Here is a 26,805-nt window from a genome sequence, read left to right as displayed (position 1 = left end):
GCTTCGCCTTACCTCAAAGCCCTATCCCCCCTCTGAATTTTGACAAAAAAAAGAGAACACTGCACACACGGTCTATATTGTTTCAGGCTGTAGCTTTTTATCCCCCCTTACCCCCAATTAAAGCATCCGGCTATTAAATACTATTTTCTTAAAAAATTTTTATCAATCTGTGTTTTTTGGCTTTTATCGCAGATTTTTTCGGGTGCATATAGCTAGCAAAAAAACATGCGAGTGGAGACAAAACGGTGTCAAGGATTTCGTTGTTTGTTTGCACCAAAAAAGTTATGAAGCGTTTTCAATTCCTGACTCATATCCATCTCAAATTTTTAAATTCGGTCCTCGCTTCGCTCGGATGCAAAGGGTTCACCCTGTTAGAGTTTTTCCAACGTATCCCGTAATCTGTTTCTCAAATAACGTTTGCCCATACCTGTTTTCAGGTACTTCTCTCTTCTGAAAGCATCCCGTTTGTCGAGACAAGCTTCATAGTAAACCAGATGAAGAGGTCCTCTCTTCTCTGTCGAAGTCACTTTGCCTTCATTGTGTTCTTTTACACGCTTTTTCAAGTCTCCTGTAGCTCCCGTATAGAACTGCCCATCAACTTCACTGACTAATACGTAAACATAATACATTCTGTAACTCTAACAGGGTAAAAGAACAAAGTACAAAGTTTTACAAAAAAATCCAGGGGACACAATACTCAACGACACACCCGGAACCCGAGGCCGTAGCTCGAGTGGTACGGGCTGGTGGGGCTCCGGCGCGAGACCGAGCAGTAGTGGTCGGGGCCGGACCAGCAGCCGCCGCGGATAAGTCGATAGCTGCCACTGTAGATAGAGTTTGTCCACTCCCAGACATTGCCCGCCATATCACACATCCCGTAACCATACGTCCCAAACGCACCAACCGCCGTCGTGCCGTGCGGATGGGTGGAGTATCGATAATTAGCAATACTGGTATTGATCGTTGTCCCGCAGCCGTAAGTAAAAGTACCGTTGTAATCAGCCACCGCCTGCCACTCCCACTCCGTCGGCAACCGCCAGCCGTAGAAACTGGCAAACGCCATCGAACCATACCAGCTTACTTCTAATACAGGGTGATTAGCCATACTGTAGCCATCGCGGGTTTTGACATAAAAAGAACTTCCATTGTAAGAAATCTGGGCAATGCTACTATCTAAATCATAGTAAATCTGTCCGTCGTAAGGGGCGCCGCTGCCGTAAACATCACCGCCGCTTATAACAATATCACCGGAAGCAAGGGCTTCGTTTAAAAAGTGGCAGTACTGGGCGTTAGTCGTCTCATACTTGCTCATTTCGCCATTGAAACCCTCATGGCCCGATACACCGGGGTCATTAATCTGCACCCACACCATGCCCGAAGGACCCTGGCCGTCATCCGCCGTTACCTTCACACGGTAATTGGGCCCGAACACTCCCGGCAGGTCCACCTTGCTGTTCCAGGCGATACTCCGATTGCCGGGATAGACATTCGTTAAGGCACCTGACAAAGCCGATGATGACGGCGTAATCGTCCACGTACTGCCGCCGTCATTGCTGGCCACCACCGAGATGCTGCACCGATCATTATCCGCATCGGTCAGCTTAAAGGAAATATCCAACACCCCGCTGCCATCATCCCGCTGATAAGCTGAAACATTACTTACCACCGGTGCTGAATTGGCAAAAACCTGGGTAGATAAAAGTACAGTTAAAGCCGCCGTGACAATAAGGATTGTACGTTTCATAGCAAAATCTCCTATAAGATAATTGTTGATCACAAACAAGAAATAGCGGGAGGGAGTATAGACCACCTTCCGCATCCATTAAAACGGTCTCGATTATACCATCAAACCTGACTTAATGCAACCGAAATACCCCCCCCCCCCTGAATTTTTTAACTTGTTTAATAACAGGTACTTATGTTCGGGCAAGACGAATTGTTACCCAAAAAAGCAGAGAATGGACGGAATTTCCGTATGAAAAGGAATTTAAAGAACCCATATGCTAAGGTGATTTTACAGCCATTTCTGAATTGGCAGCTTTTCAACAGATTGGCGAAGCACAGGATCAATATTTGTATAAACCTTGTTTGTTAGATTCGGTGAAGAGTGTTCAAGCAGTCTCTGTGTCACAGCAGTCGAAACTCCATTTTGAGCAAGCACTGAAGCAAATATTTTGCGAAGATCGTGAAACTTAAGATCATTCAAACCGGCGGCTATGCAAATTTTTCTCCACTGCCGGGGATTGAATTTTTTGGTGAACAGTTTTTCCTGATCGGGACTTAATTTATTTATGTAAACCTTAAGTATGTTCATGATGGATTCCGGCACCGGACGATTGCCCATACTCTTTTTAGTCTTTTTACTGGTTGTGGTAATACTGTTATTCTCAAAATCAATATCGGTGATCTTCAGCGATTCTATATCACCCCGTCGAAGCCCTGTTCCCAGCGCCAGCACGATTCTCATTTTGATAGCTGGATATAGTTCAGCCGCTTTCAATAATTGTCTTACCTAGGTATGATTGAGCGATTTCACCGGGCGTTCCTCTAATTTCAATTCCTTGAGCTTAAGGTTGCCATTTAAATATCGTTGTTCCCTACACCAGTAAACAAAAGTTTTGATATTCCTGATATCTTTATTCAACGTGACTTTTTTGACTTCTTTTCCTCGTTCAAGTATAAACTTGTCAATGATGCATTGAGTGATTTGCTTTGAATTACATTTTCCGACAATACGTTCAAAATTTCTTAATGTCAATGCATGTTCATAAAGCGTGCCATCTGTAACACCCTGTACTTTTTTTGCTTCTCTGTATTCATTACACATCTGGGACCAATCGGCTAATACTTGGCCCGTAAAAACATCGGAATTGAGTTGGGAGTATTTTATCTGTTTGAAGTGCTCGGCTTGTTCTTTTGTGGGCAGTACTTTGGCTTTACGTATGCCGCTTTCGTACCAGCCCACCCAAAAGCCTTTAATGTTTTTTCGCTTGTAAATCCATACTTTTCTCATATATTGATTCATTGCTGTCCAAGATAATCTGTGATTTCAGACTATCTCCGTACATTCTTTACCGAAACGTCTGTTTCGGACAACTTGTTCCAATTTTCAAGTTCAGGTTACCCTATTTTATTTCATCGTTCACTTCTTGCTGTCCAAATCCTATTCAAACAATAATAACTGGCCCTCCGGCGGTCCGATGGCCGGAGTTTGGTAAGGCTTATTCAGCCATACCCACAAGTCCCTGTACGTCAGCAGGTTAAACCGCAACATAGCCGCCAGATTCGACAGGCTCCAGCCAAACGTCGAACGCATCTGCAAGATCTTCAGGATCAGCATACACAATAATGCTGTCCAAATCTGAATCTGCACGGCATTTTCACTGGTGCCGACAAAGGTTTTAATCTTCAGAGTCTGCTTGATTGCCTTAAAAAACAACTCAATCTGCCAGCGATCCTTATAAATTCGGCCAATGGTACTGGCCGCAAAGTTCATATGATTGGTCAGCAGCACAATCTCACGCTGGTTTTCGTCATCCCAAACCACAATCCGACGCAGCCGGTGCGGATACTTATGGGAAGCATCGTAGCCGGTAAACTCGATTTCTTCATCACGCAGGATATTGCCATAGTCGGGAATATCGCGTGTCTTGACCACCCGATAAGCCATATTCTTTTTGGCACGGGTCACGAACCAAACGCCTTCACCGGTCCAATAGTCAAACAGATCGTAATCAATATAGCCACGATCCACCGCAACAATCGTTCCCGGCTCAAATTCAAGGGTTTTGGCCATTTTCACGTCATGGACCTTCCCATCGGTCAGCCAGGCCCACTGCGGCAGGCAGCCCTGATGATTCAGCATCAAATGCAGTTTAACCGCTCCCTTTTTACGCCGGAACCTGGCCCAGTCGTACAGCGACAGGCACAGTTCAATCGTCGAAGCATCGATGCTGACCAACGGATTCTTGAACCGAAACCGCCGCTTCTGTCCGGCGGCCAGTGTTTGAGCTTGATCGGACAGGTAATAGAACATCGTTTCAAAGAGCTGATACGGCCGATGCTCGTTGGCATAACTGAGCGTCGAGCGGGCCGGAGCCTGCTTCAGTCCCAGATGCCGCAGCTTGCCCAGGGCCGTCGATAAGCCGCCTTCAATCTCCCGCAGCGAGTCCGCCCCGGCCAGTTGGCCAAAAACCATTGCCACAAACTGGTCCCAGCAGCGAAAGCCTTTGGCCCCTTTCTCAGCGTCCCATTGCTTGACCGCACGCGAAAAATCATGGCGATTTACCAAAGAAAGCACTTGCGAAAATAAACTGCCAACCTTTATCATATTTTTATCTCCGGTGTTAAGGTGTCTGTTATTCGGCAAAAATAATATACACCATACCGGAGATGCTTTTTATTCACTTTTCAATAATTTATCTTGGACAAGAGTGATATTGATTATATCGTAAATATATGGGGGCGAATCAAGCCGGAAAAGAAAGCCAAATCAGTGACAAAATGGAGACATGAGACAGCACCAGCGTTTTTTCAGTAATATAAGATCGTGTTGCATAAGCAGTTATATGACACGACAGACGAATGCAAAAGGCTATTAAAGCTGTTGGTTAATCCAGAAGAAATCTTTCACTCAAAGAAATTGCCCGATTCATTTTTTGTTCAAGAGCTTGCAGTTTCCGTACCTTCCTTGTCGGCCTGCCTGCCCAAGTCCACCTCTTAATTTGTTTGTAAAGCTCTTCGATTTGCCTATCAGCCTTCAAAACATATCCCATCTGGCCGAACCGCCCTAAACGACATTCGTTCCGGCTCTCATAAGACAGGTTATAACAGTGCCGACAGCCGAAATAATTTCCCCCAGAAGCAAGATAAAGCGTACCCGTCCTGCGTCCGCAATATAAGCCGTTCACACTTAACGGACAGATAAACCAGTAGCGCTTGCCCCCGAAATTACAGGGCGTTGTTGTAAGGCTGATTTTGTAGTCATAATCCGTTTTTTCGTCTGTGTTTCGGTCGGTGATAGTGTAATTGACTTTTGCGTATAGATTTTCAGTATCGACTACTATGCCGATAGAGCTTTTATGGTCGGATAATTTGCGTGTCCAAGTCAAGGTCGTAGCGGCATAACCACACAACAAACCAAACTCTTTAAGCTTAAATATGCTTAATTGCGTTGCTTCTTCAACAGTGGTTTTCTTATCCCAGTAAAAGTATCTTGGCATAGTTTCAACTCCATACTAAATTTTCATTACCGAAATCATTAAGGATTCCGCACACGTATTGACTACATAACCGCTACTTTGAATTTGCCTTGAACGTCTCTATCATCGCTTTGATTGCCGCCTTAATATGTTCGGGCAGTGTTGGCCAAACCGCTACAATTTCCGCTAAATCATCCGGCAGGTTTTTGGCTTGATTTTCGCTTGTTTTTGTGTTTTCTTTGTAAGCTGGTTTGTAAGCGCCGGTTTCGCCTTGCTGTAAGTCTTTATCTTGTATGTTTTTAGCGTTTTCGGTCTGCTGACTCTTAATCAGCGGGTCGCGGGTTCGAATCCCTCATCGCCCAATCTGCCGCCTTCTGCAAGCTTTAGCAGAGGGCGGTTTTTTTTATGCAATTTAGTTTTTCATTCAGATGTTGTGTTTTGATTATTTTCGCTGCCTGAGTTTTGCTTTGTTTCCTCTTCGCTGCAGTTTTTGTTTCTCCCCGGGCAGTCTGCCGGGCAGCTTTTCCCGCAGGGCGTTTCTCCCTTAGAGGATTTGACAAACGAATACACAAGGAAGACTGCCGCCAAAACTACCACAGCCCCTACGATAATCTTTTCAATCATAATATCTCCTTTCCCTTTCCTAAGTAAGCAGCATGCCAATCTGATACACCGCAGCGGTAATCACAAATGCAAGCACCGTAAGCCCCATAAACTGCCCCATAGCAAATGCCCAAGACTGCGTCTCTTTTCGGCATATCGCAACAGTTGCGATGCACGGCGTAGAAATAAGGCAGAACAGCATAACGCAGAAACCCTGCAGCGGGGTGTATTGGTCTTTGAGCTTTTCTCTGAGCGGTTTTGATTCAGCTCCCGCCTCTCCGAGCGAATTAACGATTCCCATCTGAGCCACGAACACCTCTTTGGCGGCGAATGCTCCGATAAGGGCAGTGCCAATCTTGTAATCAAAGCCCATAAGCTCGGTTGCCGGCTCGATAGTTGTTGCTATTCTGCCCGCTGCTGTGTGCTTGAGCTCTGCAGCCTGCGCTTGTTTCGGCTCCATTCCTGCGGTTTGTTCCTCGGGGAGTTTGGGGTAGCTTGTCATAGCCCAGAGGATTATTGAGATCGCAAGTATCAGTGTACCGGCCTTCTTGAGATAGAGCCAGCTCTTCTGCCACATATGCGTAAACACGCTCCTCAGCGTTGGCACGCGGTATGGAGGCAGCTCCATCAGCATCACTGTATTTCTCCCCTTAAACAGCGTTTTGCGCAGGACTTTTGCCAGAATAATCGCAATCAGTATGCCTATTACATACATGCTCCACATCATAAACCCGTGCAGATGTTTCGGGAAGAAAGCAGGTATTATCAGGGCGTATATCGGGAGCCTGGCCCCGCAGCTTATCAGCGGAAGAATCATTATTGTAGTAAGCCGGCTTTTACGTTCGTTCAAGATTCTCGTGCCCATTATAGCAGGTACGGTGCAGCCGAAGCCTATAAGCATAGGAATAAAGCTCTGCCCGTGCAGACCGATTTTTTTCATAATCCTGTCCATAAGAAAAGCGGCTCTTGCCATATAGCCGGAATCTTCAAGCACCGCAATCGCAAGAAACAGAAATATAATATTAGGCAGAAACACCACTACTCCGCCTACCCCGCCTATGATTCCGTCAACAATCAGAGACTGAAGCGGTCCCTCGCCGCCGGCAGGCCAAGAGCTCAAAACAAACCCTTTGAGTATATCGAAGCCGTGTTCTATTACCGTCATAACAGGATCGCCGAGCCAGAATGTGAGCTTGAAAACCAGATACATCATCCCGAAGAATATCGGCAGCCCGAGAACCCTGTTCAGCAGGATTTTGTCTATAGCATCGCTGGCATCGTGTCTTATCTCAACTGTCTTTCGGACAGTCTGCTCGAAAAGACCGGAGATAAATCCGTATCTCTTCTCTGCCATAAGTATGTGCGGGTTGTCTCCGTACATGCGGTTGAGCTCGGATATTGCCTCCTGGGCAACTTCAGCGGCATCCTTGCCGAATTCGTTTATATCGCAGTCCATCTGAAGAAGCTGAAGGGCGTGGTAGCGGGCTTTCTTCTCATCTCCGCCGGTAATCTCTTTGGATATAAGGCAGGTGAGCCTTTCGAGCCTTTCTTCTATATCGCTGCCGTAGTTGATTCTGTTGTCGAATTCTCTCTGGCAGTTGTATTCGTAAACCACAGCATCCAGAAGCTCTTTTATCCCCTCGCCCTTGTTGCCCACAGTTGATACCGCAGTTCCGTTCAGAAAGGTGCCGATTTTTTCTTTATCGTATTCAAGGCCGTTCTTTGTTGCCACATCATACATATTCAGCGCTGCAACCAATGGCTTGTTCAGTTCGAAAAGCTGGGTGGTAAGAAAGAGATTTCTCTCGAAGTTGTTCGAATCTATTACGTTTACAATGACATCGCACTCTTCGCTGAGCACAAAATCTCTCGCCACCTTTTCATCCATTGAATGAGCCGAGATGCTGTATGTACCGGGCAAATCAACAATTCGTATTTTGAAGCCCTTATGCTCGCACCAACCCTCTACCTTTTCAACGGTAACGCCCGGGTAGTTGCCTACATGCTGTTTTGCCCCTGTTAGGCTGTTGAAAACGCAGCTTTTCCCGCAGTTGGGATTGCCGGTAAGTCCTACTGTTATTTGTTCCATTTTATTATTCCGATGATTGGTTTTTAGTTTGATTTGTCTGCAAGATCCACTTCAATGCGACCTGCGTTCTCACACCTAATTGAGAGGAAGGCATTGCCTATCTTAACCTCTATTGGATCCCCGAGAGGTGCAAAACGAAGAACCTTAACGCAGGCCCCGGTTCTCAGCCCCATCTCTGCAAATCGCTTCAGATATCTGTCTTGCGCGGATATGCTTTTTATCTTGCAAAATTTACCTTTGGGCACTTCAGTAAGCTTCATAAATCTTTCCCTAATTGCTTTTGAAAAAAAGTTAGTCTTTCCTAATTTAGTCGTTCCTGAAAAATCAATGATTTTGGGGAAACTAAAAAAATATATCAGGCTAATCGAGTCTTTAATTTGCTTTTCATTGCCAAATTTCTGTAAAATTCAATAATTTTAAGCATAAAAATATAGGCAAAAGTAAACTTCTTTAGAAGTTTACGCATATTGTACCCAAAAGCGCTGCCGAGGGCGTTCATTTTGTCCCCTTCTACACCTTTCAAGAAGTTTCTTCCCAACCTGTTGTCTTCTTTGAGGTGGCCTATCGTTGGTTCTATGCTCGATCTTCTCTTAATCCACCTCTTGATACTTCGTTTCTTTTTTCGCCAGCCCTTTTCTACAATTTCAACATTTCCAATATCTTCGCAGCCATGTTTCTTGTATCCTCCATCAACATAAACATCTCCAAGCTTTTCTCTCCCGATTAAATTCATTGTCTGCTTCAGATTAGCCCGAAGAGTATGGCCATCATAAGGGTTTCCTTCAAAGCCCAACGCTCCTACGATAAAATTATTCTTGGCAGTAGTTACAATTCCAACCTTATTTCCAAACTCATATTTCTTGTGGCTTTTGCCTTTCCCAATGCAGCAGACGTGAGGTTCGTGAATACTGTAGAGCTTATTTTTGCTTTTCTTTGTCTGGGCTAAAAGCTTCTTAGCGGCTTGAAGCAATGTATCAAAAATTATTCTTAACTGCTCATTGCCTGCTATATTCCGCTCGACCTCTTTCGTAATTCGCCGCAGGTAGTTCCTTAATTTCTTCACTTCTTTTTTAGCTCTTTTGAACTGTCTTGCACGTCGATACCTGCCCTGCATTACATACGCCCTTTTTCCAACCCTTTCGTAGCTTTGGCGAAGTTGGAGTTTTGATGCTTTTGCAAGATCTACAAGCTTAATGCGCAGTTTGTGGCAGAGTTTTGCGTCGGTCGGATAAGTGATGTTCTTCTGCTGAACGGTTGTATCTGCAACGAGCTTGTTGAAATCGTTCTTTTTGATAACCTTAAGCTTCAAGCCGGCTTTGATAGTTTCTTCGAGCAGCTCTTCAAGACCATCAGATTTTACCTTATTACGCCACTTAGTCATACTGGTTGGATCAATAGGAGGCTCGTGCTGGAAGTATCTTTCGCCGCAGAAATACTGCCAGTAAGGATTCTCAACCCAGCCGGCAACGATTGCTTCATCGCTGAGATTGAAAGTGTACTTGAGATACTGAAGGCCGACCATCAGGCGAATCGGCTTGGCCGGCCTGCCTGAATCAGGACTGTATAAACTGCCAAACTTTTCTTCAAAGCGAGACCAGTTGACAACCTCTGAGAGTTGGACTAAAGAGTGATCAGGATTTACAAGAGGTTTTAATGGCTGCTGAAAGAGTAAGCCTGCTTTATTGTTTTTTGCCTTCATTATTTTGTCCCAATATTGCAATGTTTTGATAGATGTAAGATAAACACTTGCAATATTATACCATATCTCGAAAGCTTTTCAATCATATAAACCATTATCAGGAAAGAATTTAAGGAAAATTTTAAACTTTTTCAGGGGCGACTAATTTACTTAGCGCATTATAATTCAATCAAATTCATTTTCAAACTAAATTTTCAGAATTATGGGTTCCCGTGCCAAAAAAAAGCCCCTTGCCGAATAAGGCAGGGGGCTGTAGATATGCTTATTTAGTCATTTCTGGTTAAGGAGCAAGGAAAGTGTCGTTTTTCTCGCTGGGTCTTTCGTTGCCTGAATAGCTTTTTAAGCCCTCTACAGTGTAGAAATTGTCGCCGTTATAGAAGCTGGTTTTATTGAATTTTACGCTGTTATCCAGAAGCAGTATATTCTGTCCGGCGCCGTTATGATTTACGCTGCGGAAATTTTTCATTTTCTCATCAAGCCTAACAGTCTTGAAGAAGGTCTGCTGATCAAGGCAGTTGCCCTCGAAAAGGGGGTTTGAGTCTGCCGCTATTGCTCTTTTGTTGTGTTTTTCGAGCTTTACGTTTCCGCTGATTACAGGGAAGCTGTAGTTTATGAATTCTTTGTGGGGGAAGTCGTGCTCATAATCGCAAACATCGACTCTTTCCAGTTTGATTTCGGCTTTTATAGGTCTTGCCGGGCATTCGAAATCTTCCATCTGGCAGTATCCGTTCTTCACAAGCAGCCAGGCATTTCGGGTGTTTGAGTAGTCATCTTCTCTCTGCGAGCCCACTTTCCACCACGAATCACTGCTCGAACTGGCAACAGGCATCATACCTGCGTTGTCGAAGGCATAATTATGCAGGCCGGTTCCGATTCTTGCCATATTGTGTTTGCAGGCGATGGAATCTGCAACAGCTCTCATTTTATTTGTAGCGGGGAAATAGGTCGCTGCGATAATCGCTATCATTGCTGCCGCTGCTGCTATCCTGCCAACCTTGTTCCAGAAGTACAGGTTATCGCTTCCGGCAGCAGATTCCTTCTCAAGGAGCAGCTCAAGATCGTTTTGACTTCCGCTTTTCTCAGTACGTGCGAAAAGATTATCAATAAGATAATCGGGGCATGGCTCTTCTTTGAGTGAGTCCAGAGGCTCGAGTGCTTGTTTTAAGTCTCTGTAAAATCTTGAGCAGTCGCTGCTCTCTTCTATGCTTTTTCTTATGTTTTCTTTGTCCTGGTCGGGACAGGAATCAAAAAAATAATCGAAAATTGCAGTATTACGATTCAAATCTTTTACCTTTCAAAATCAGGCTCAGCATTTTTCAAGTCTTTGGCAAAACGCGCCACCGCTGAATGCAACCTGCTTTTAACTGTTCCTATAGGTATACTCAGCATTTCGGCCATTTGTTTGTATGAAAATTGTTCAAAATACGCCAGCAGCAAAATTTCTCGTAGTTTTTCTGGCATATTCTCAACAACTTCTCTTACTCTATGTTCGGTTTCTTCAGTGATGTAGCTGTCAAGCGGAGTAGTGTCTTCAGAAGAAACAGAGCTAAAAACGTCTTCTATCGACGATTCAGACTCATCTGCTATCGAACCCACTGAAATCGAGCTGTTGCGTTTTCTCTTACGTAGCAGGTCCTTGGCTTTGTTCGCTGCAATTGTAAAAAGCCATGGTTTTAGCGGGCGGTCGAGGTCGAAAGATTCCCTGGACTGATAAAGCTGCATAAACGTGTCCTGAAAAACGTCTTCAATGAGGTCCTGATTGCCCACAAAACGCCTCAGAAAATTAAACAGAGGGTCTTTGTATTCCTGCACAATATCCCTGAACGCTGCTTCATCGCCTGAGCAGAATCGCCTGAGCAGTTCTTTCTCTTCCCGTTTTTTTGTGGATTTGGTCATTATTTTTAACAGCCCCGGGCAGTTAAGTTCCCAAGAAGTAGTCCATTCTGGGTCTGCCCGGCTAAAAGCGGGAAGACCTTCACAGCGAGTGATTATATGGATAAGTCTTTTTTTTTCAAAATTTAATTGAATCTCTATTTTATAAACCTATCATAACCAATGAATATTGTTTTTATGGTATGCCTATGTTTGGTGATTTTTTTATAAGTTTTTGTTTCTCAGCCGGTTTGCTGGGTTTGGTGTTCAGTGAAAAAATTCTTATAATCCTGGCAGTCGCGAATCTCCCCGTGTATTTTTTATATTTATCTGCTCAAAGGAGCGATTATGAAAGCAGCAGTAATAATATGCGCAGCAGGCGGAAGCACCCGCTTTGAAGGGAAAACGAAGAAAGTATTTGAGAAAGCAGCGGGCAAGCCTTTGTTTCTGCATTCTGTAAATTTATTTTCTGAGATGGATGAGGTGGTTCAGATTATCCTTGCCGCCGCAGAGGAAGACCACGAAAAGATAAAGCTTAATTGGGAGGCAAATCTCGCATTTGCAGGCGTGCAGCTCTCCGCAGGGGGGCAGACAAGAGGCGAAACAGTGGCAAAGGCATTTGAGATGGTAAGTGAGGCTGCTGATATAGTTGCTGTTCACGATGCAGCAAGGTGCTGCCTCACAGAGCAGTGGGCGAGGAAGGTTCTTCAGAAGGCATACCAAACCGGAGCAGCAATACCTGCTTCCCCTGTTACCGCTACGCTCAAGAGGGTTTCCGAGGAGGGCGTAATCAGCGAAACTGTAAACAGGAACTCGCTTTACAGCGCGCAGACCCCTCAGGCGTTCTCGAGAGAGCTTTTTGCAAAGGCTCTGGCCAAATGCGAAAACCTCGCTGAATTCAGCGACGATTCAATGATGGCAGAAAATATCGGGGCAGAAGTGCATATTGTAGAAACTGACGATACGAACATAAAAGTTACAAAAAAGGCCGATATAGCTGTTGCCAATGCTGTTATCAGCTCACGAGAGAAAAAAACGCCCAAGACAATTCACCCTTTCAGAGAAGACCAGATGTGGTAGAAGTTTCCAGCAAATTTATAGCTAAGGAGAAATAATGGGTATTATTTCAGGTATTATTGGAAATGCGGGAGTTGTCCCGCCGGAGAAGCTCGAAGAGGACTACGGCAAACTCCTAACTGAGAACGAAAATATTGAGGTTGGCTTCAAGCTCGTGCGGGATACTTATATCTTCACGAACAAGCGTATGATTCTAATCGACAAGCAGGGCGTTACGGGCAAAAAGACGCAGTATCTTTCGATATGCTACAACAGAGTTTCCAGATTCAGCATTGAAACCGCAGGCCATTTCGACCTTGATGCTGAGCTAAAGATTTGGCTCTCCGGCGAGGATACCCCAACGATAGACAAGAAATTCAACAGGAAGGTGAATATATACGACCTGCAGAAGGTGCTTGCGGGCTTTGTTCTGGGCTGAGAGCGATCACTGCTTAATCTTCTTTAGCACCTTTTTGCGGATGTAGGCCTTGTCCATCTCTCTGCCGGTGAGGAAATTGTACTGTTCAACCGCCTGCTGAACAAACATCTCAATCCCGCCAAGAGGCCTCGCACCAACATGCCTTGCCTCTTTGAGCAGTCTCGTTTCAGGGGGGTTGTAAACTGTATCAAACACGATGCAGCCCTTTTGAAGGAAGGTTGTGTCTATAGGGCACGCCTCCACCTTAGGGCTCATACCGAGGCTCGTGCAGTTTACGACTGCCTCAAACGCCTCGCCCATAGGGAAATACCCAATCTGGCATGCCTTGCATCCGAACTGCTCTGCCAGCGATTCGGCCTTGCTTAGGGTTCTGTTGAAAATGGTAACTTCTGCTCCCTTGTCTGTAAGCGCCGCCACCACAGCCTTCGCAGCTCCGCCTGCTCCGAGAACGGCTGTTTTTAGCCCGTTCAAATCGCCTGCGGCCTCTTCAAGCGGTTTTTGAGCGCCGCTGCAGTCGGTGTTTTCGCCTATAAGGAAGCTTGTTTTCAGCGTGTTTACCGCCCCGATTTTCTTCGCCCTCTCTGTAAGCTCGCCCTTTCGGGCGGCGTATTGGAAGGCGTTTGTTTTATGAGGCAGTGTAACAGAGAAGCCCTTGAAGCTCAGCCACGGCCTTGAAAGCACGTTATCCAGAAATGTATTGAAATTTTCAGCACCTTCCTCGAGCAGAAGCGGGAGAAAGACACTGCTTGAGGCCTCTTTTTTAAATGTCTTGTTGTATATCAGCGGGCTCATCGAATGTTCCACGGGTGAGGCTATAATCCCGTAAAGGTTTGAATCCTCGTTTATGTCTTTGAAACGGTAAAATTTCTTCATCTGTTTGAGCGGAATTTGCCCGGGTGCTGTTGATTTTCCGCCTTTGCTTGCATAGCAGAAAAAAGAGCCGATCTTGGGAGCGAGGATTCTTGTAATCTTTCCGGCATCTCCCATAGCCAGTATCACAGCATCGCCCCTTCTCACCTTGAGCACGTCAAAACACTCAAAACACTGATTTATATTATCCGCCTGATAAGCAATTTTTATAACTGCCTCCGGTGCTGCCTCCTGCATCTTATCGTACTGCCCCCGGAGGTTCTCGAACCTGCCTTCGAAATTGTGGGCTGAGAGGATAAGCCGGCAGCCGGTATCGGGCGTGAGAGCTTCATAGAGCTCCTTGAAATTAGCTTCAAAATTTGCGAACTCGCAGTCAATGAAATCTGCACCGCTCAGGGCGGCCTCCCTCAGGACAGACATACGAAAAGCTTCGCTCAAGTCGTTTTCCCCGCCTTCCCGAGGGTCTCGGCACGTGCATATCACCTTGAGCCCTGTTTTAGAGGCCTGCTGAGTGAGAGTTCTCACGTTATCATGGTCGAATTTCGAAAGGCAATCAAAACGAAGCTCAAGAGCTACTGCTCCGCTGGAGGCAAGTTTGTCTATCCGCTTGGAAAAATCCTTCTTCTTTTTCTCGCAAACAGGAACTGTAAGATAGCTCATAAAGTTTTGGCTTCCTCTTGTTTATTTCTGCTTTTACGCTCTTCTATATAGACCTGCATCCTCTCGCTGATTTTGCTGATCCTTTCTACAGAGAGTGAAATTTCATCGTGAAGTTTATGGGCATCTTCGCTCAATTTCTCGTCAGCAGGAAGCTGCTTGAGCTGTTCTGTGGCAATGCGAAGCGTTTCAGATTCCTTGTCGAGGGCTTTTTTATAGTTTGAAATGGCCTTTGAAAGCTGTTTTTCGCTCATCCTGGAGGCTAAGGCTCGAACTTCGTCCAGCGATTTGGAGGTGTCAACGTTTACCGCATTGGCGGGAAGCCTGTCTGAAGAGCCTGCCAGTATAAACATAATGAGAAATACTGCTGATAGAAAACAAAATATCCTGTACATATCGCAAACCCTGATACAGCTATAAAATTTTTGGAGGCCTTGATTTCAGCAGTCTATTGTAACAGCGAAGCGGATATCTTCAAACTTTGGTTAAGCGAATTTCAAAGATTTTGAGCAATTCCGGTTTAATGCCTGAAATGCCGTTTACCTGTGAAAATCATAGCAATTCCGAGCTCATCGGCCTTTGCAATAACCTCATCATCTTTCTTCGAACCGCCCGGCTGAACAATACACTTAACGCCCGCCTGAGCCGCATTTTCCACATTATCGGGGAACGGGAAGAATGCATCCGAGCCCAGAGCTGCGCCCTGAGCCTGCTTGCCGGCATTCTTGAATGCAATGAGCCCTGATTCCACCCTGTTCATCTGGCCTGCACCGCAGCCTACCAGCTTGCGTCCGTTCACCAGCGTTATCGTATTGCTCTTTACATGCTTTGCGCATATCCAAGCCATCTTGAGGTCTTCCATCTGGGCATCTGTAGGCTTTAGCTTTGTGGGGCAGGTTATCAGTTCGGGCTCCCAGCCGATAAGGTCTCTCTGCTGAAGGAGCAGTCCGCCGGTAATGCAGCGAACATCATATTCTGATTCGTTAATGTTATCCCTGCTAACCTCGCCTGTTTTGAGCAGTCTTACCCTTTTGCCCCAACCTTTGAGGGTTCGTATTGTTTCAAGGGCGTTCTGGTCGTAATCGGGGGCTATGATAACCTCAGCAAAGAAGCCGCTCGCCCCGTTTTCCTTCCCGAAACGGGAGTATGATTCCATAATCACTTCTGCAAGCTCTTTATCAACAGGCCTGTTCAGGGCGATAATACCGCCGAACGCGCTCACTACATCTCCAAGATAGGCCCTTCTGTAGGCCTCTTTGATATTATCGTCAAATGAGCAGCCGCAGGGATTGAGATGCTTTACTACAACAGCAGCAGGGGCATCGAATTCTTTTACCAGCTCAAATGCGGCATTCGCATCAAGCAGGTTGTTAAAGCTAATGTCTTTCTCGCCGCCTTCAATCATCTCGGCATTTGCAACGCAAACCTCTTTGGAATCGCTTGCACGGTAGAACGCTGCCTGCTGATGTGGGTTTTCACCGTATCGAAGGTCTTTAACCTTTTTAACCGGAATTGATACCTTCTTCGGAAACCTTTCTTCAGCTCTGCCGGAGAGGTATTTGCTTATCGCAGCATCGTAGCCGGCAGTGAGAGAGAAGGCCTCTCTTGCAAGCCTTTCACGGAGCTGGAAGTTTGTGCTGCCGCTGTTATTCTTCATCTGCGATATTATTTCGCCGTAGTCGGAAGGATTTGTTACAACAGTAACGAATTTATAATTCTTAGAGGCAGACCTAACCATACTCGGGCCGCCGATATCGATATTCTCAATAGCATCTTCAAGAGTGCAGTCTTCTTTTGCAACAGTCTTCTCAAACGGATACAGGTTTACGCATACCAGGTCAATAGGGTCTATCCCGTGCTCACTCATAGCGGCGGTATGTTCATCGTTGTCTCGAAGGCCGAGAAGTCCTCCGTGAATAATCGGATGGAGGGTCTTAACTCTGCCGTTCATCATCTCAGGGAAACCGGTAACAGAGTCAATGCTTACTACATCAACCCCCGCCTGCTGAATCTTCTTTGCAGTTCCGCCGGTACTGATGATTCTAACGCCCATCTCGCTGAGCTCCTTTGCAAACTCAGCAACGCCTGTCTTATCTGATACGCTAATCAGAGCTGTCTTGATTTTAATATCCATTCTACACTCGTAATTTGTAATCATTTGCGGCAAAGACCGCTATATTCGTAAAACTTAAAAAAGACGCATCCTAAAATGCGTCTCTGTGATTATCGCTGATTAAATATCAGTCAACCGTTCTTATAGCGTCAAGGCAGTAAATTCTTCCGCCTTTGCTTACAAGGAAAATTCGGCTGTCTATTGTGTTTTCCAAGGCTGTATCAAGATTTTCAACCTTCATACTGCCTACGCATTCCTGCTGACGGAGGCTCATCTTCTTTACGATTCCGCCCTCGCAGAGCACAAACACCCTGTCTGCCTTGCGCGAGAGAAATTTTATCCCGTCTTTAACCATCCAGAGCAGTTTGCCGTTATCTGCTTTTACGGCGCACAGCCCGTTTCTTGAGGTCTGCTGCAGGATTACATCATCGTAAACCACCGGCTTTGTTAATAACGGCGAGCCAAGATGTGCCTTCCACTGCAGATCGCCGGTATAGGCGTTGAGCTTGTAGAGCATAGTGTCCATTGAGGCGGCGTAGAGATAGTCTCCCCTAGCTGCAATATCCGCTTTTATCTCGTCTGTTGCATCGAAAGCCCATATCCTTTTGGCCTCATCTGCACTGCTGCAGTAGATGTTGCCTTTTTTTGTGGCAAACCAGAGATACTCATCATTTACAAGAGCCGTAGTGATTTTCGAATCATTATCCGCTGTTACCTGAAAGCTCAGAACGCCGTCTTCAAGGCCGTAGCAGGAGATTCTCTTGTCAAGACCAATAACATAAGCAGCGTAGCTGTTAAACACAACAGGGCTTCTGGTGGGGGATTCAAGTTCGCTTACTACCCCAATATTGGCAGATTCAACATCTATAGACCAAAGCACATCTCCTACGGTGGTGTAGAGAATTCCTTCCCTCTCGCTTGGCTCTGTAAGCGGGAGCCCGGGGCGGGAAATACTGCGTATGAAATGCTGCTTGCCAGTTTCGATGTTGTAGCAGAGGATTACGTTTTTGTTTGTAAGGGCGAGAAAATAGCCCGGATTGCGAAACACGAATTTAATCTCTTCGTTTTGCTTGATAGGCATATCACGCTGCCACTCAAGTTCATAGCCGTTTTTCTCTAAAACAGGCACAGATACCATATCAAGACCGCTCACATCAGCAGACTGCTTGTACATATTACTGTTTTCTTGGCAGCCGGCCAGAAGAGCTGCCGCCGATAGAAGAAGCACTATTCGACTGATCATATAAAAACCTCTTTGAAATAGGCTAAAATCAAAAATCTTTGGGGTAAACGCAGAAATCCTAACCGCAACGCAGGTAAATTTCAACTAAAATTTAACAGTACCTGCCCAGATATTTTCCAAAGTTTGCCCATCTTTTCGAACAATTGTTTTTCTGACGGCTTCTGTATCAGGATTTGCTGTAACGCTGATATACTCCTGCCTGCACAAACCACCCCTGATTATCTGCTCTTCTATCTCAGAATGGTCAGTGATAAATCAGCGGATTAAAAGACTTAGACCAAATAGCTGTTCATACGCGGCTAATTCAGAATTTACACATCATTAGCATAAAGGCTTCAAGAATAGTCCAGCAGCAGTATAGTTTCTTCCCGAGATAATACTTGCCCGCCAGTGCAGATTTATATCCCCAGCTTCTCCTTGGCCTCGTTTAGATTGAATCCGTCTTTGCCGGCATCTGAAGCTTTGGCTTCTCTGAGCTCTTGCAAATCTTCATAGTCCTGAAGCTTATCTTTAATACGCTCATATTCTTCAAACGGAAGCACAACAAATTGTTTCTTACCGTCTTTACCTATAATTTGCGGGTGCAGTTTGATCATAGCATACTCCTATCTATCATAGACATCTTTTCTGTGTCTAATTCTATGAACTAAAATCTTGTCTTGTTCGTGTGCCTCTCCCCTGTCTTTGAACAGTAATAATTAGACAAATTCCTTCAAACAGCAGTTTTTTCCTTTTGCCCCTTCAGAATTATTTTGAGGGGTGAAAGGCAAAAAACTGCGAACATACTCTACAGGAGTTTTCTCTCCCAGTGATTCGTGCCCACGCTCATAATTATATTCTATAAGCCAATCTAAAGTTAAATTACGAGCTTCTGATAAATTCTTAAAACTGTACATATCAAGTATATCCTCTCGATAACTCCGATTGAATCGTTCAATAAAACTGTTTTGCTGAGGCTTGCCTGCTTCTATACGGCGGTGCCTGATTCTGTTTCGGCAGCAGAACCTGCGAAATTGAAGGCTCCTAAATTCCGGCCCATTATCGCTGCGAATAAAGCGGGGGAAACCCCGATCAGAGCCTATTAATTCAAGGCTACGAATTATGCGAAGCGAAGGTAAGCTCGTGTCGATCTCAATATCCAATGCCTCACGGTTAAACTCATCGATAACGTTGAAAGCCCTGAATGGCCGACCATTACTCAAACTATCGCTCATAAAATCAATACTCCATATCTCATTAGCTCTCGTAGCTTCTGGCATAGGTTTACGCTCTATTTGCCTTATCAAATTCTTTTTACGGTTGTTAAGCTGAAATTCATTTTCCTTATAAACACGATAAACCTTTTTGTGATTCCAGCTATATCCCTTGCGGCGGATACTGTCGAATATCTTTGGAAATCCGCGTCGAGGACGGGAATCTATTACCAGCTCTATCTGTCTTTTTACCTCAGCATCATCGTTTCTTGAAGGAGTATAGTAAAAACTGCCCCGGCTGATGCCTGCTGCTTTACAAGATGATTGCACGCATAAGCCCTTAGAATGTGCCTGCCTGGCAAAATCCTTTCGCTCGGCAGGCTTTAGAAGTTTTTTTCTATTAAATCCTTGAGAACGTTATTCTCTAATGATAAGTCCGCATACATCTTTTTGAGCTTGCCGTTCTCTCGCTCTAACTCGCGTAAACGCCTTATCTCACTGCCGCCAATACCAGAATACTTGCTCTTCCAGTTGTAAAATGTGGCACGGGATATGCCGTATTTCCTGGTCAAATCACTGACCTCTAAACCGGCTTCTGACTCCTTGAGAATCGAAAGTATCTGGCTTTCACTAAACCTCGATCTTCGCATTTTAAGTTCCTTTCTAAATATTTGAGTTGGTTTATATTATTCAGGAACCGTCTAATTTAAAGTGTTCAATTCTATGGGAGAGCTACAGGCTGTATATAAATCTTTCAGGTTGAAAAAAAAGCCCTCTTGAATATATTACATTCTTTTACCGCAGTTTTGAAAACAGGATAAAAACACTAATATACAGGCAAAGCAATATGGAAAAGCCCGGCAGATACAATTTCAACCAGATCGAAAAGAAGTGGCAGGAGTTTTGGGATAAGAACAAAACTTTCAAGGCAGAGATGCAGCCAGAGAAGCCAAAGTATTATGTGCTTGATATGTTCCCCTATCCGAGCGGGCAGGGCCTGCATGTGGGGCACCCTGAGGGCTACACCGCGAGCGATATCTTCTCACGCTACAAACGAATGAATGGGTTCAACGTTTTGCATCCGATGGGCTGGGATGCCTTCGGCCTGCCGGCAGAGCAGTACGCTGTTCAAACCGGCACACACCCCTCAGAAACCACAAAGGCCAACGTTGATAATATGCGAAGGCAGATAAAGGGGCTGGGCTTCAGCTACGACTGGGACCGTGAGGTTAACACCACCGACCCGAACTACTACAAATGGACGCAGTGGATTTTCCTGAAATTCTTCAACAGTTTCTTCGACAGAGAACAGCAGAAGGCACGTCCAATTGAGGAGCTTGAAATCCCTGACTCTGTAAAGCAGGCGGGCAAAGATGCGGTTCGGGAGTATGTTGATTCCCGCAGGCTTGCATACGAGCATGAAGCGCCGGTGAACTGGTGCCCTGAATTGGGGACTGTTCTTGCCAACGAGGAGGTTGTAAACGGCGTGAGCGAGCGGGGCGGGCATCCTGTAATCAGAAAGCCAATGAGGCAGTGGATGCTTCGAATCACAGAGTATGCCGATAGGCTTCTGCAGGGGCTGGATGGGGTGGACTGGTCTTATTCAATCAAGAAGCTCCAGCAGGACTGGATAGGAAAGAGCATCGGTGCGGAGGTTGATTTCCGTCTCGATGGTTTTGATGATGTAATCAGCGTGTTTACCACGCGCCCTGATACGCTTTTCGGAGCAACGTATATGGTGCTTGCCCCGGAACATCCGCTGGTCGATAAGATTACAAGCGAAGAGCATAAGGAAAGCGTGGCTGAGTATAAGCAGCAGGCTGCAATGAAGAGCGATTTAGACCGTACAGACCTTGCCAAGGAAAAGACTGGTCAGTTTACAGGCGCTTATGCTGTAAATCCGGTAAACGGCGAGAGGATTCCTGTATGGATAAGCGATTATGTCCTGCTGAGCTATGGTACTGGTGCGATTATGGCAGTACCCGCGCACGACAGCAGAGACTTCGAATTCGCAAAGCAGTTCGGGATTGATATTATTCAGGTTGTAAAACCGGAAGACCCTGAGCTCGCAGCTAAGGCGCAGGCAGAGGAAATCTGCTTCGATGGCGAGGGCATTGCAGTTAATTCTGCCCAGTTCAACGGCAAGAAAACGCCTGAGGTGAAGGAAGAGATTATATCTTGGTTAGAGGAGCAGGGGCTTGGTAAAAAGGCCGTAAACTACAAACTTCGTGATTGGCTCTTCAGCAGGCAGAGGTACTGGGGCGAGCCTTTCCCCATACTGCACGCAGAAGATGGCGAGAGAATCGCTCTTGACGAATCCGAACTGCCCCTGATGCTGCCTGAAGTAGAGGATTACAAGCCAACCCAAAACGGTGCGCCGCCTCTTGGAAATGCAAAAGACTGGATAGAGGTTGTCCTGCCCGACGGCCGGAAGGCCAGAAGAGAGCTTAATACTATGCCGCAGTGGGCAGGGAGCTGCTGGTATTACCTCAGATACCTCGACCCGCAAAACAGCGAAGAGCCCTTCAGCAGGGAAAAACAGAAATACTGGCTGCCGGTGGATCTGTATATAGGCGGAGCAGAGCATGCCGTGCTGCACCTTCTCTACTCGAGATTCTGGCATAATCTGCTTTACGATTTGGGCTATTTGGACTACCCCGAGCCTTTCCAGAAGCTCGTTAATCAGGGGATGATTCTCGGCGAAGACGGACAGAAGATGAGCAAGAGCCGCGGGAATGTAATCAATCCGGATATGGTTATAAGCCAGTACGGAGCGGATTCAATGCGGCTTTACGAGATGTTTATGGGGCCGCTCGAGGCCACAAAGCCTTGGAGTATGAGCGGGCTTGAAGGCGTGCACAGATTCCTCCAGAAGTTTTGGCGCGTTGTCGTAAGCGAGAATACCGGAAAGCTTTCTGAGACAGTTTCAGATGTCCCGCCGGACGAGCAGACCGAAAGACTTATGCACCAGACTATACGCAAGGTTAGCAGTGATATAGACAGCTTCGCCTTCAACACAGCCATAAGCCAGATGATGATATTTGTAAACCACCTCGCAAAGCTGAAGTTCAAGCCGCTTTCGGCTGTAAAAAATGCAGTGATTCTGCTTTATCCGTTTGCTCCGCATATTGCCGAAGAGCTTTGGCAGATCTGCGGGGGAGAAGGCGATACACTCGCCTACCACAGCTGGCCGGAATACAGCGAGGAGCTTGCAAAAGAGAAGGAAGTGGAAATTGCGGTACAGGTGAAGGGTAAGATAAAGGACAGGATTATGATCAATCCCGAAGCGGGAGAAGACCAGATGAGAGAAGCCGCCTTGAGCAGTGAGAAGGTGTCTAAGGCTGTGGAAGGCAAGCAGATACGCAAGGTAATCGCTGTTAAAGGCAGGCTGGTAAATATTATCACCTGATAAGGCTGATTTATGAGAAGCTTTTTTATTACAGCATCAGTTGCTGCATTTCTGGCATTGGCCGGCTGCGGGGCGTTTGATGCGGTTCTGCCGTTTTCAGGCGGCCAATTATATGAGCAGGGCGTGCATCTGGACAGCAGCGGGTATGGTAAGCTCGAAGAAAAAAATGTACATATAGACGATTTCAATTCGGGCAGCGGCGGAGAAAAGGCGGCATTTTACATTACTTTCGTTAATAAGGGCAGTGAAAGGCAGGCGTTTTACTGCAGGCCGGTCTGGAAAAGCTCTTTCTCTAAAAAGGGCGGGGCATTCCCAGAAACTTGGACACCCGTTGAGGTAGAAGCGGGCGATAAAACGAAACTAAAAATTATGCCCCGGAAGAGAATATCAAAGATTTCTATCTTGAAATAAAGATGGAAGAATAGCCTTACCTGCTTCCCTTCATTATTGAAGGGATTGTTTTGATTATTATCTGTACATCAAACAAAAGCGAGAGATGACGGATGTAGTACAGGTCGTACTCAAGCTTGCGGCGGGAATCCTCTACGCTCGCACCGTATTTGTAGCATATCTGAGCCCAGCCTGTAAGTCCGGGAGGAACAAGATATCTTCGGTGGTAATAGGGGATTTGCGCCTCATACATCCTTGCAAGCTTAACAGCCTCAGGCCTCGGCCCTACAATAGACATATTACCCTTAAGAATGTTTATAAGCTGAGGCAGTTCATCCAGCCGTGTTTTTCGCAGAAATGAGCCTAACTTTGTTATTCGTGCATCAGACTCTACTGTCCAATGCGTCCCGTTTTTTTCTGCGCCGTCCACCATAGTGCGAAATTTATAAACGTTAAATAATTTGCCGTACATCCCTACCCTCTGCTGAACAAACATCGCCTTGCCTTTGCTGTCTATGCGAATAGCCAAAGCTATAAGAGGCCATAAAGGAAGAGATAATAGAAAAACTATGCCGGCGACTAAAATATCGAATATCCTTTTTGCTGAGAATATTGCTGTGTTTCCGGGAAGTGAGCGATGAGAGGCCATCCAGTGCAGGTTGGCATAGTTAAGGGAAATCTCGCGGAAGTAATTTTCAACAAATGCCCCCTTGCTCAAAATGTCTATCCCGTAAAGGGGCACATCCATCAGAATTTTTCCTGTTTTTTGAGGCAGGTCTTTTATTTCGCAAAGCACCACCATTTCTACCTGTTTATTTTTAAGCTCTTTGATAATTTCATCTTTTGAATTTTCCTGAAGGTCTATCATAATCCCGTCCTTCAGTTCGCCCGAATAGCGGGAATCGCATAAAACCGCTGCCACTTCAAAGTTGGTTTTTTCCTTGAGCCTTTCCTGAAGAGCTTCTGCGTTCGGCCCGCTTGGGTAAAGGGCGATTTTAACAGCCTTTACCATCATAAACTCTATGGCCAGAAGACGGGGAATAAAAATCGAAACGAACGTGAATATGAGTATTGTTGCCGTTACTGTACGTGCGAACTGATAGTAGCACAAACTCCCGAGAAACTGCAGGCAGAGGAATGAAACGCCCGTGCCGATTGCGGTTGCAAAGAAAAGCTCCAATCGCGAATAAGAAAAGTCTTTACCGGGCACACTTACCCCGCAAAGCCTGATTACAACAGTCGTTAGAACTGCATACACTATAGATATGGAAACTTTTAGCCCCAAAAAGGTGAGAGTATTAGCTGGAGTAAAAGTCATCGCAAGGAAAAGCGAAAGAAAACACGCCAAAAGATCCCAGAAAATCCACCTGTGCCCATTTCTTGATTCAAAGATACTTGAAACTATTTGAGGAGGCATAAACAATCTCTGCAAGTAATACTAATAATTCAATTAAAACAGCAATGTACAAAAGTAATATAACCTGTAATGATTCTATAAACCATTGCAAAATTTTCAACTTATTTGTTTCTCAAGGCCGTTTTTTTTGCTGTTGGAGTTTTGTAAGGACAAAAAAAGACCCTTCCAATATGCGGAAGGGTCTTGGTATTTGGTTTAAATGTAATTTGCCTATCTGATAAGGCCGATTGGGCTGAACAGGAAGTAAAGCAGCACAACTACTACAATAACTGCAGCACCTGCAATCTTGGCTCCTGAATGCACATCCAGTTCAATTGTTGTATTCTTCTTGATCTGAACAGGCTCTTTCAGAGGCGTAGCAATTCTCATAATCGTAAGAGCTACAAGGCAAAGCCCGAGGCATATTGCCATCCTGTTGAGGAAGTTCAGCTCAGGTACCAAAAGCATAAGCCCGATATAAACAACCGCATTAAGCACAAGCCCTACTAGCCCTGCATACCTCGGAGCCTTCTTGGATATAAGCCCGAATGCAAATACAGCGAGTACGCCAGGACTGAGGATTCCCTGTCCTTCCTGAATAACAGTAAATATACTGCTGAATTTCGGGTTGCCCAGCTGAGGTGCGAGGAATATCGCAATTGCCGAGAACACCAAAACACTAATTCTTCCAAGCTTCAGGATACCGTCCTGAGAAATTCCCGGATTGAGGTATTTCTTGAAGATATCCATTGAGAAGATTGTAGAAGCAGCGTTCAGAAGGGCTGCAAGCGAACTCACAACAGCGCCAAGCAGTGCTGCAAGCACAAATCCTGTAAGACCTGTATTCTGCGGGAGCACTCCGCCGAGCAGCTGAGCAAGCGCCGTATCGTATTTGTAGGCAAGGAAAAATTTCTTTTCAGATTTTCCTCCTATTGAGGCATTATATTTTTCCAGCTCTTTGCTTAGAGTCGGAAAAGCGCTTGTTACTGAAGAATCGTGGCATACAAATTCAACATTTTCATTTGCCTCTATGTTCTTATATTCTTCTTGTGTTATAGGATATACATACGGGTGGTTTGTGTATGTCTCGCTTAAAGCTTCTTCAGTATCGAATACAGCAAGCATAACCTGATCTTCTTTTGGCCAAGACTGTATTTCCTCTTTAGTGGGTGATTTATCAACAATGATCGCTTCTGTATCCGGATTAGTCTTGTAGTATTGGGCGAATACAGGCGTATTTCCGTCAACCGCTGCCACCTGCATATTGCCTGCAAACAGGTTGAAAGCCATTATACCCGGCACAACAATCACAAACGGAACAACCACCTTCATCGCTGCCGCAAACACAATGCCCTTTTGACCTTCTGCAAGGGAAGCAGAACCGAGAGTTCTCTGGGTAATGTACTGGTTCAAACCCCAGTAGTAGAAGTTCGGAATCCACAGTCCGATTATCAGGGCTGTCCAAGGGAGGGTCATATCGCTTGCAGGAAGGAACATATTCATTCGTTCCTTATTCAGAGACCAGAAACGTTCAAGGGCTGATTTGTCTGCGCTGAATGTCTGTTCAACAACTTTTCCTGATGTAGCATCCACTACCTTTGTAAGCTCATCTGCATTGCCCATCTTGTCCATTGCGAAGAAAAGAATAATAGCTCCGCCGACAATCAGAGCAGAACCCTGAAGCAAATCAGCCCACGCACAGGCCTTAAGCCCGCCCGAGGCCACATAGAACATAGCTATAAGGCCAATAGCCACAGAGCCCTTAAAAAGGCTTATATCCATGCCCATGTTCCCGCCGAGGGATTTGATTGTCAGAGCCCCTGAATAAGTTACAGCACCAAGCAGAAGGCAGTATATAGCAAGCGTTGCAAGAGCCATTACAAAACGTGCCCCTTGGTTGTAACGGTGTTCGAGGAATTCCGGCATAGTGTAAATTCCTGCTCGAAGGAAAAACGGCAGCAGGAAAAATGCCACAATCACAAGCACAATAGCTGCCATCCATTCATAGCTCGCTATTGCAAGTCCAATATGGCTGGCGGCGTTACCGCTCATACCAACGAACTGTTCGGTTGAAATGTTAGCAGCGATCAGCGAGAAACCAATCAGCCACCATTTCAAGCCTCTGCCGGCGAGGAAGAAATCTTCGCCGCCTTTTTCGCCGCGGCTCTTAAGAGTTCCTATAAGCAGCACAGCAGCTATGAATCCGAAAAACACTATGTAATCTAATACTGAAAATGTCATAACAACCTCGATCATTAAAATTACACGAACACGCACAGCACCTCTGCTTAGTGCGCAACACTTCTTTCGAGAAGTGTTAGGCTAATATTTAATATGAACTGTTAAATTAGTCAAGTTTATTGTTTTGCCTGAAACAAATTTAATCTAAACTTTTTTGAATAAAAAATGCAAAAAAAGCTCTCCATCTCGGCCAAGCCGGCATACAAGCTCTAACTTTTATGTTGACTCACCCCGAAATTAACAGCAGTGCCCTTCAAACAAAACTTGATACCCGAATATTTTATCTTACAATTTACAGCCGGAATGAAATCGGCCGAAGCCCTTGAAATCAATT

At 45.5% G+C, this 26,805-nt stretch carries 24 protein-coding genes; 4 read left to right on the top strand and 20 right to left on the bottom strand.

Going from position 1 to position 26,805, the window contains the following annotated elements:
- Positions 1-371 precede the first annotated feature (371 nt).
- The 12 genes from L21SP3_RS07215 to L21SP3_RS07160 all read right to left on the bottom strand — a co-directional run bounded on the left by L21SP3_RS07215 (position 372) and on the right by L21SP3_RS07160 (position 11,488).
- A complete protein-coding gene (locus L21SP3_RS07215) occupies positions 372-629 on the bottom strand; it encodes a GIY-YIG nuclease family protein (protein ID WP_077540212.1) in 258 nt (85 codons plus the stop codon).
- A gap of 68 nt (positions 630-697) precedes the next feature.
- Positions 698-1,744: a formylglycine-generating enzyme family protein gene (locus tag L21SP3_RS07210; RefSeq protein WP_161488138.1), complete on the bottom strand. Its 1,047-nt coding sequence runs from the start codon at positions 1,742-1,744 to the stop codon at positions 698-700.
- Positions 1,745-2,014: 270 nt separating this feature from the next.
- Positions 2,015-2,467 (bottom strand): tyrosine-type recombinase/integrase, encoded by a 453-nt coding sequence (locus L21SP3_RS07205; RefSeq protein WP_077540210.1) that lies wholly within the window; start codon positions 2,465-2,467, stop codon positions 2,015-2,017.
- Positions 2,468-2,512: 45 nt separating this feature from the next.
- On the bottom strand, positions 2,513-3,013 hold the full coding sequence (locus L21SP3_RS07200) for a hypothetical protein (protein ID WP_123785162.1): 501 nt from the start codon (positions 3,011-3,013) through the stop codon (positions 2,513-2,515).
- 150 nt (positions 3,014-3,163) lie between these two features.
- Complete coding sequence (locus L21SP3_RS07195; RefSeq protein ID WP_077540208.1) at positions 3,164-4,330, bottom strand: IS4 family transposase; 1,167 nt, start codon at positions 4,328-4,330, stop codon at positions 3,164-3,166.
- A 280-nt stretch (positions 4,331-4,610) separates the two neighbouring features.
- Positions 4,611-5,222 (bottom strand): hypothetical protein, encoded by a 612-nt coding sequence (locus L21SP3_RS07190; RefSeq protein WP_077540207.1) that lies wholly within the window; start codon positions 5,220-5,222, stop codon positions 4,611-4,613.
- Between the two features lie 399 nt (positions 5,223-5,621).
- Positions 5,622-5,825 carry a FeoB-associated Cys-rich membrane protein gene (locus L21SP3_RS07185; RefSeq protein WP_077540206.1) on the bottom strand — a complete coding sequence of 68 codons (204 nt, stop codon included), beginning with the start codon at positions 5,823-5,825 and terminating at the stop codon, positions 5,622-5,624.
- Between the two features lie 19 nt (positions 5,826-5,844).
- Positions 5,845-7,893, bottom strand: a complete 2,049-nt coding sequence (gene feoB / locus L21SP3_RS07180) for a ferrous iron transport protein B (RefSeq protein WP_077540205.1) — start codon at positions 7,891-7,893, stop codon at positions 5,845-5,847.
- 23 nt (positions 7,894-7,916) lie between these two features.
- The gene (locus tag L21SP3_RS07175) at positions 7,917-8,153 is read right to left on the bottom strand and encodes a FeoA family protein (protein WP_077540204.1); all 237 of its coding nucleotides are present in this window, start codon (positions 8,151-8,153) and stop codon (positions 7,917-7,919) included.
- Between the two features lie 95 nt (positions 8,154-8,248).
- Positions 8,249-9,592, bottom strand: a complete 1,344-nt coding sequence (locus tag L21SP3_RS07170; protein WP_227806747.1) for an IS5 family transposase — start codon at positions 9,590-9,592, stop codon at positions 8,249-8,251.
- 280 nt (positions 9,593-9,872) lie between these two features.
- On the bottom strand, positions 9,873-10,874 hold the full coding sequence (locus L21SP3_RS07165; RefSeq protein WP_077540203.1) for a hypothetical protein: 1,002 nt from the start codon (positions 10,872-10,874) through the stop codon (positions 9,873-9,875).
- Between the two features lie 5 nt (positions 10,875-10,879).
- Complete coding sequence (locus tag L21SP3_RS07160; protein ID WP_077540202.1) at positions 10,880-11,488, bottom strand: RNA polymerase sigma factor; 609 nt, start codon at positions 11,486-11,488, stop codon at positions 10,880-10,882.
- A gap of 324 nt (positions 11,489-11,812) precedes the next feature.
- Between L21SP3_RS07160 and ispD the strand changes: the two genes are divergently transcribed.
- A complete protein-coding gene (gene ispD, locus L21SP3_RS07155; protein WP_077540201.1) occupies positions 11,813-12,544 on the top strand; it encodes a 2-C-methyl-D-erythritol 4-phosphate cytidylyltransferase in 732 nt (243 codons plus the stop codon).
- Positions 12,545-12,578: 34 nt separating this feature from the next.
- Positions 12,579-12,959: a PH domain-containing protein gene (locus L21SP3_RS07150; protein WP_077540200.1), complete on the top strand. Its 381-nt coding sequence runs from the start codon at positions 12,579-12,581 to the stop codon at positions 12,957-12,959.
- A gap of 6 nt (positions 12,960-12,965) precedes the next feature.
- Here L21SP3_RS07150 and aroE read toward each other — a convergent pair whose 3' ends face one another.
- From aroE to L21SP3_RS07120, 6 genes are all read right to left on the bottom strand, one after another.
- Positions 12,966-14,489, bottom strand: coding sequence for a shikimate dehydrogenase (gene aroE, locus L21SP3_RS07145; RefSeq protein WP_077540199.1), 1,524 nt, complete (start codon positions 14,487-14,489; stop codon positions 12,966-12,968).
- Positions 14,486-14,839 (bottom strand): hypothetical protein, encoded by a 354-nt coding sequence (locus tag L21SP3_RS07140; RefSeq protein ID WP_077540198.1) that lies wholly within the window; start codon positions 14,837-14,839, stop codon positions 14,486-14,488. The genes aroE and L21SP3_RS07140 overlap by 4 nt, the downstream gene beginning before the upstream one ends.
- Before the next feature lie 167 nt (positions 14,840-15,006).
- Positions 15,007-16,620 (bottom strand): bifunctional phosphoribosylaminoimidazolecarboxamide formyltransferase/IMP cyclohydrolase, encoded by a 1,614-nt coding sequence (gene purH / locus L21SP3_RS07135; protein WP_077540197.1) that lies wholly within the window; start codon positions 16,618-16,620, stop codon positions 15,007-15,009.
- 106 nt (positions 16,621-16,726) lie between these two features.
- Complete coding sequence (locus tag L21SP3_RS07130; RefSeq protein WP_123785161.1) at positions 16,727-17,842, bottom strand: outer membrane protein assembly factor BamB family protein; 1,116 nt, start codon at positions 17,840-17,842, stop codon at positions 16,727-16,729.
- Positions 17,843-18,240: 398 nt separating this feature from the next.
- Positions 18,241-18,438, bottom strand: coding sequence for a type II toxin-antitoxin system Phd/YefM family antitoxin (locus tag L21SP3_RS07125; RefSeq protein WP_077540195.1), 198 nt, complete (start codon positions 18,436-18,438; stop codon positions 18,241-18,243).
- 102 nt (positions 18,439-18,540) lie between these two features.
- Positions 18,541-19,685 (bottom strand): IS3 family transposase gene (locus L21SP3_RS07120; protein ID WP_390612105.1). Its coding sequence is split into 2 segments (ribosomal slippage): positions 18,541-19,424 and positions 19,424-19,685, totalling 1,146 coding nucleotides; the frame shifts between segments, so codons are not numbered across the junction.
- A gap of 197 nt (positions 19,686-19,882) precedes the next feature.
- Between L21SP3_RS07120 and leuS the strand changes: the two genes are divergently transcribed.
- Entirely contained in the window at positions 19,883-22,444 is a 2,562-nt protein-coding gene (gene leuS / locus L21SP3_RS07115) for a leucine--tRNA ligase (RefSeq protein ID WP_077540194.1), read from the top strand.
- 12 nt (positions 22,445-22,456) lie between these two features.
- Positions 22,457-22,855, top strand: coding sequence for a hypothetical protein (locus L21SP3_RS07110; RefSeq protein ID WP_077540193.1), 399 nt, complete (start codon positions 22,457-22,459; stop codon positions 22,853-22,855).
- A 16-nt stretch (positions 22,856-22,871) separates the two neighbouring features.
- On the opposite strand, the gene L21SP3_RS07105 is transcribed toward L21SP3_RS07110, so the two are convergent.
- Positions 22,872-24,251: a sugar transferase gene (locus L21SP3_RS07105; RefSeq protein WP_077540192.1), complete on the bottom strand. Its 1,380-nt coding sequence runs from the start codon at positions 24,249-24,251 to the stop codon at positions 22,872-22,874.
- 210 nt (positions 24,252-24,461) lie between these two features.
- Complete coding sequence (locus L21SP3_RS07100; RefSeq protein WP_123785160.1) at positions 24,462-26,507, bottom strand: SLC5 family protein; 2,046 nt, start codon at positions 26,505-26,507, stop codon at positions 24,462-24,464.
- Positions 26,508-26,805 lie beyond the last annotated feature (298 nt).

Origin of the sequence: Sedimentisphaera cyanobacteriorum (assembly GCF_001997385.1) — a bacterium.
Classification (GTDB): Bacteria; Planctomycetota; Phycisphaerae; order Sedimentisphaerales; family Sedimentisphaeraceae; genus Sedimentisphaera; species Sedimentisphaera cyanobacteriorum.
Note: the sequence above shows the minus strand (reverse complement) of the source record. Positions and strands in the feature narration are given on the sequence as shown.

What these genes read in the sequence shown, in the direction of transcription:
- L21SP3_RS07205 (WP_077540210.1), bottom strand. Translation starts at nt 2,467, where the DNA reads ATGAGAATCGTGCTGGCGCTGGGAACAGGGCTTCGACGGGGTGATATA.
- leuS (WP_077540194.1), top strand. Translation starts at nt 19,883, where the DNA reads ATGGAAAAGCCCGGCAGATACAATTTCAACCAGATCGAAAAGAAGTGG.
- ispD (WP_077540201.1), top strand. Translation starts at nt 11,813, where the DNA reads ATGAAAGCAGCAGTAATAATATGCGCAGCAGGCGGAAGCACCCGCTTT.
- L21SP3_RS07130 (WP_123785161.1), bottom strand. Translation starts at nt 17,842, where the DNA reads ATGATCAGTCGAATAGTGCTTCTTCTATCGGCGGCAGCTCTTCTGGCC.
- L21SP3_RS07105 (WP_077540192.1), bottom strand. Translation starts at nt 24,251, where the DNA reads ATGCCTCCTCAAATAGTTTCAAGTATCTTTGAATCAAGAAATGGGCAC.
- L21SP3_RS07210 (WP_161488138.1), bottom strand. Translation starts at nt 1,744, where the DNA reads ATGAAACGTACAATCCTTATTGTCACGGCGGCTTTAACTGTACTTTTA.
- L21SP3_RS07140 (WP_077540198.1), bottom strand. Translation starts at nt 14,839, where the DNA reads ATGTTTATACTGGCAGGCTCTTCAGACAGGCTTCCCGCCAATGCGGTA.
- L21SP3_RS07175 (WP_077540204.1), bottom strand. Translation starts at nt 8,153, where the DNA reads ATGAAGCTTACTGAAGTGCCCAAAGGTAAATTTTGCAAGATAAAAAGC.
- L21SP3_RS07200 (WP_123785162.1), bottom strand. Translation starts at nt 3,013, where the DNA reads ATGAGAAAAGTATGGATTTACAAGCGAAAAAACATTAAAGGCTTTTGG.
- L21SP3_RS07125 (WP_077540195.1), bottom strand. Translation starts at nt 18,438, where the DNA reads ATGATCAAACTGCACCCGCAAATTATAGGTAAAGACGGTAAGAAACAA.
- L21SP3_RS07110 (WP_077540193.1), top strand. Translation starts at nt 22,457, where the DNA reads ATGAGAAGCTTTTTTATTACAGCATCAGTTGCTGCATTTCTGGCATTG.
- L21SP3_RS07160 (WP_077540202.1), bottom strand. Translation starts at nt 11,488, where the DNA reads ATGACCAAATCCACAAAAAAACGGGAAGAGAAAGAACTGCTCAGGCGA.
- purH (WP_077540197.1), bottom strand. Translation starts at nt 16,620, where the DNA reads ATGGATATTAAAATCAAGACAGCTCTGATTAGCGTATCAGATAAGACA.
- L21SP3_RS07190 (WP_077540207.1), bottom strand. Translation starts at nt 5,222, where the DNA reads ATGCCAAGATACTTTTACTGGGATAAGAAAACCACTGTTGAAGAAGCA.
- L21SP3_RS07185 (WP_077540206.1), bottom strand. Translation starts at nt 5,825, where the DNA reads ATGATTGAAAAGATTATCGTAGGGGCTGTGGTAGTTTTGGCGGCAGTC.
- L21SP3_RS07170 (WP_227806747.1), bottom strand. Translation starts at nt 9,592, where the DNA reads ATGAAGGCAAAAAACAATAAAGCAGGCTTACTCTTTCAGCAGCCATTA.
- L21SP3_RS07150 (WP_077540200.1), top strand. Translation starts at nt 12,579, where the DNA reads ATGGGTATTATTTCAGGTATTATTGGAAATGCGGGAGTTGTCCCGCCG.
- L21SP3_RS07215 (WP_077540212.1), bottom strand. Translation starts at nt 629, where the DNA reads ATGTATTATGTTTACGTATTAGTCAGTGAAGTTGATGGGCAGTTCTAT.
- feoB (WP_077540205.1), bottom strand. Translation starts at nt 7,893, where the DNA reads ATGGAACAAATAACAGTAGGACTTACCGGCAATCCCAACTGCGGGAAA.
- L21SP3_RS07195 (WP_077540208.1), bottom strand. Translation starts at nt 4,330, where the DNA reads ATGATAAAGGTTGGCAGTTTATTTTCGCAAGTGCTTTCTTTGGTAAAT.
- aroE (WP_077540199.1), bottom strand. Translation starts at nt 14,489, where the DNA reads ATGAGCTATCTTACAGTTCCTGTTTGCGAGAAAAAGAAGAAGGATTTT.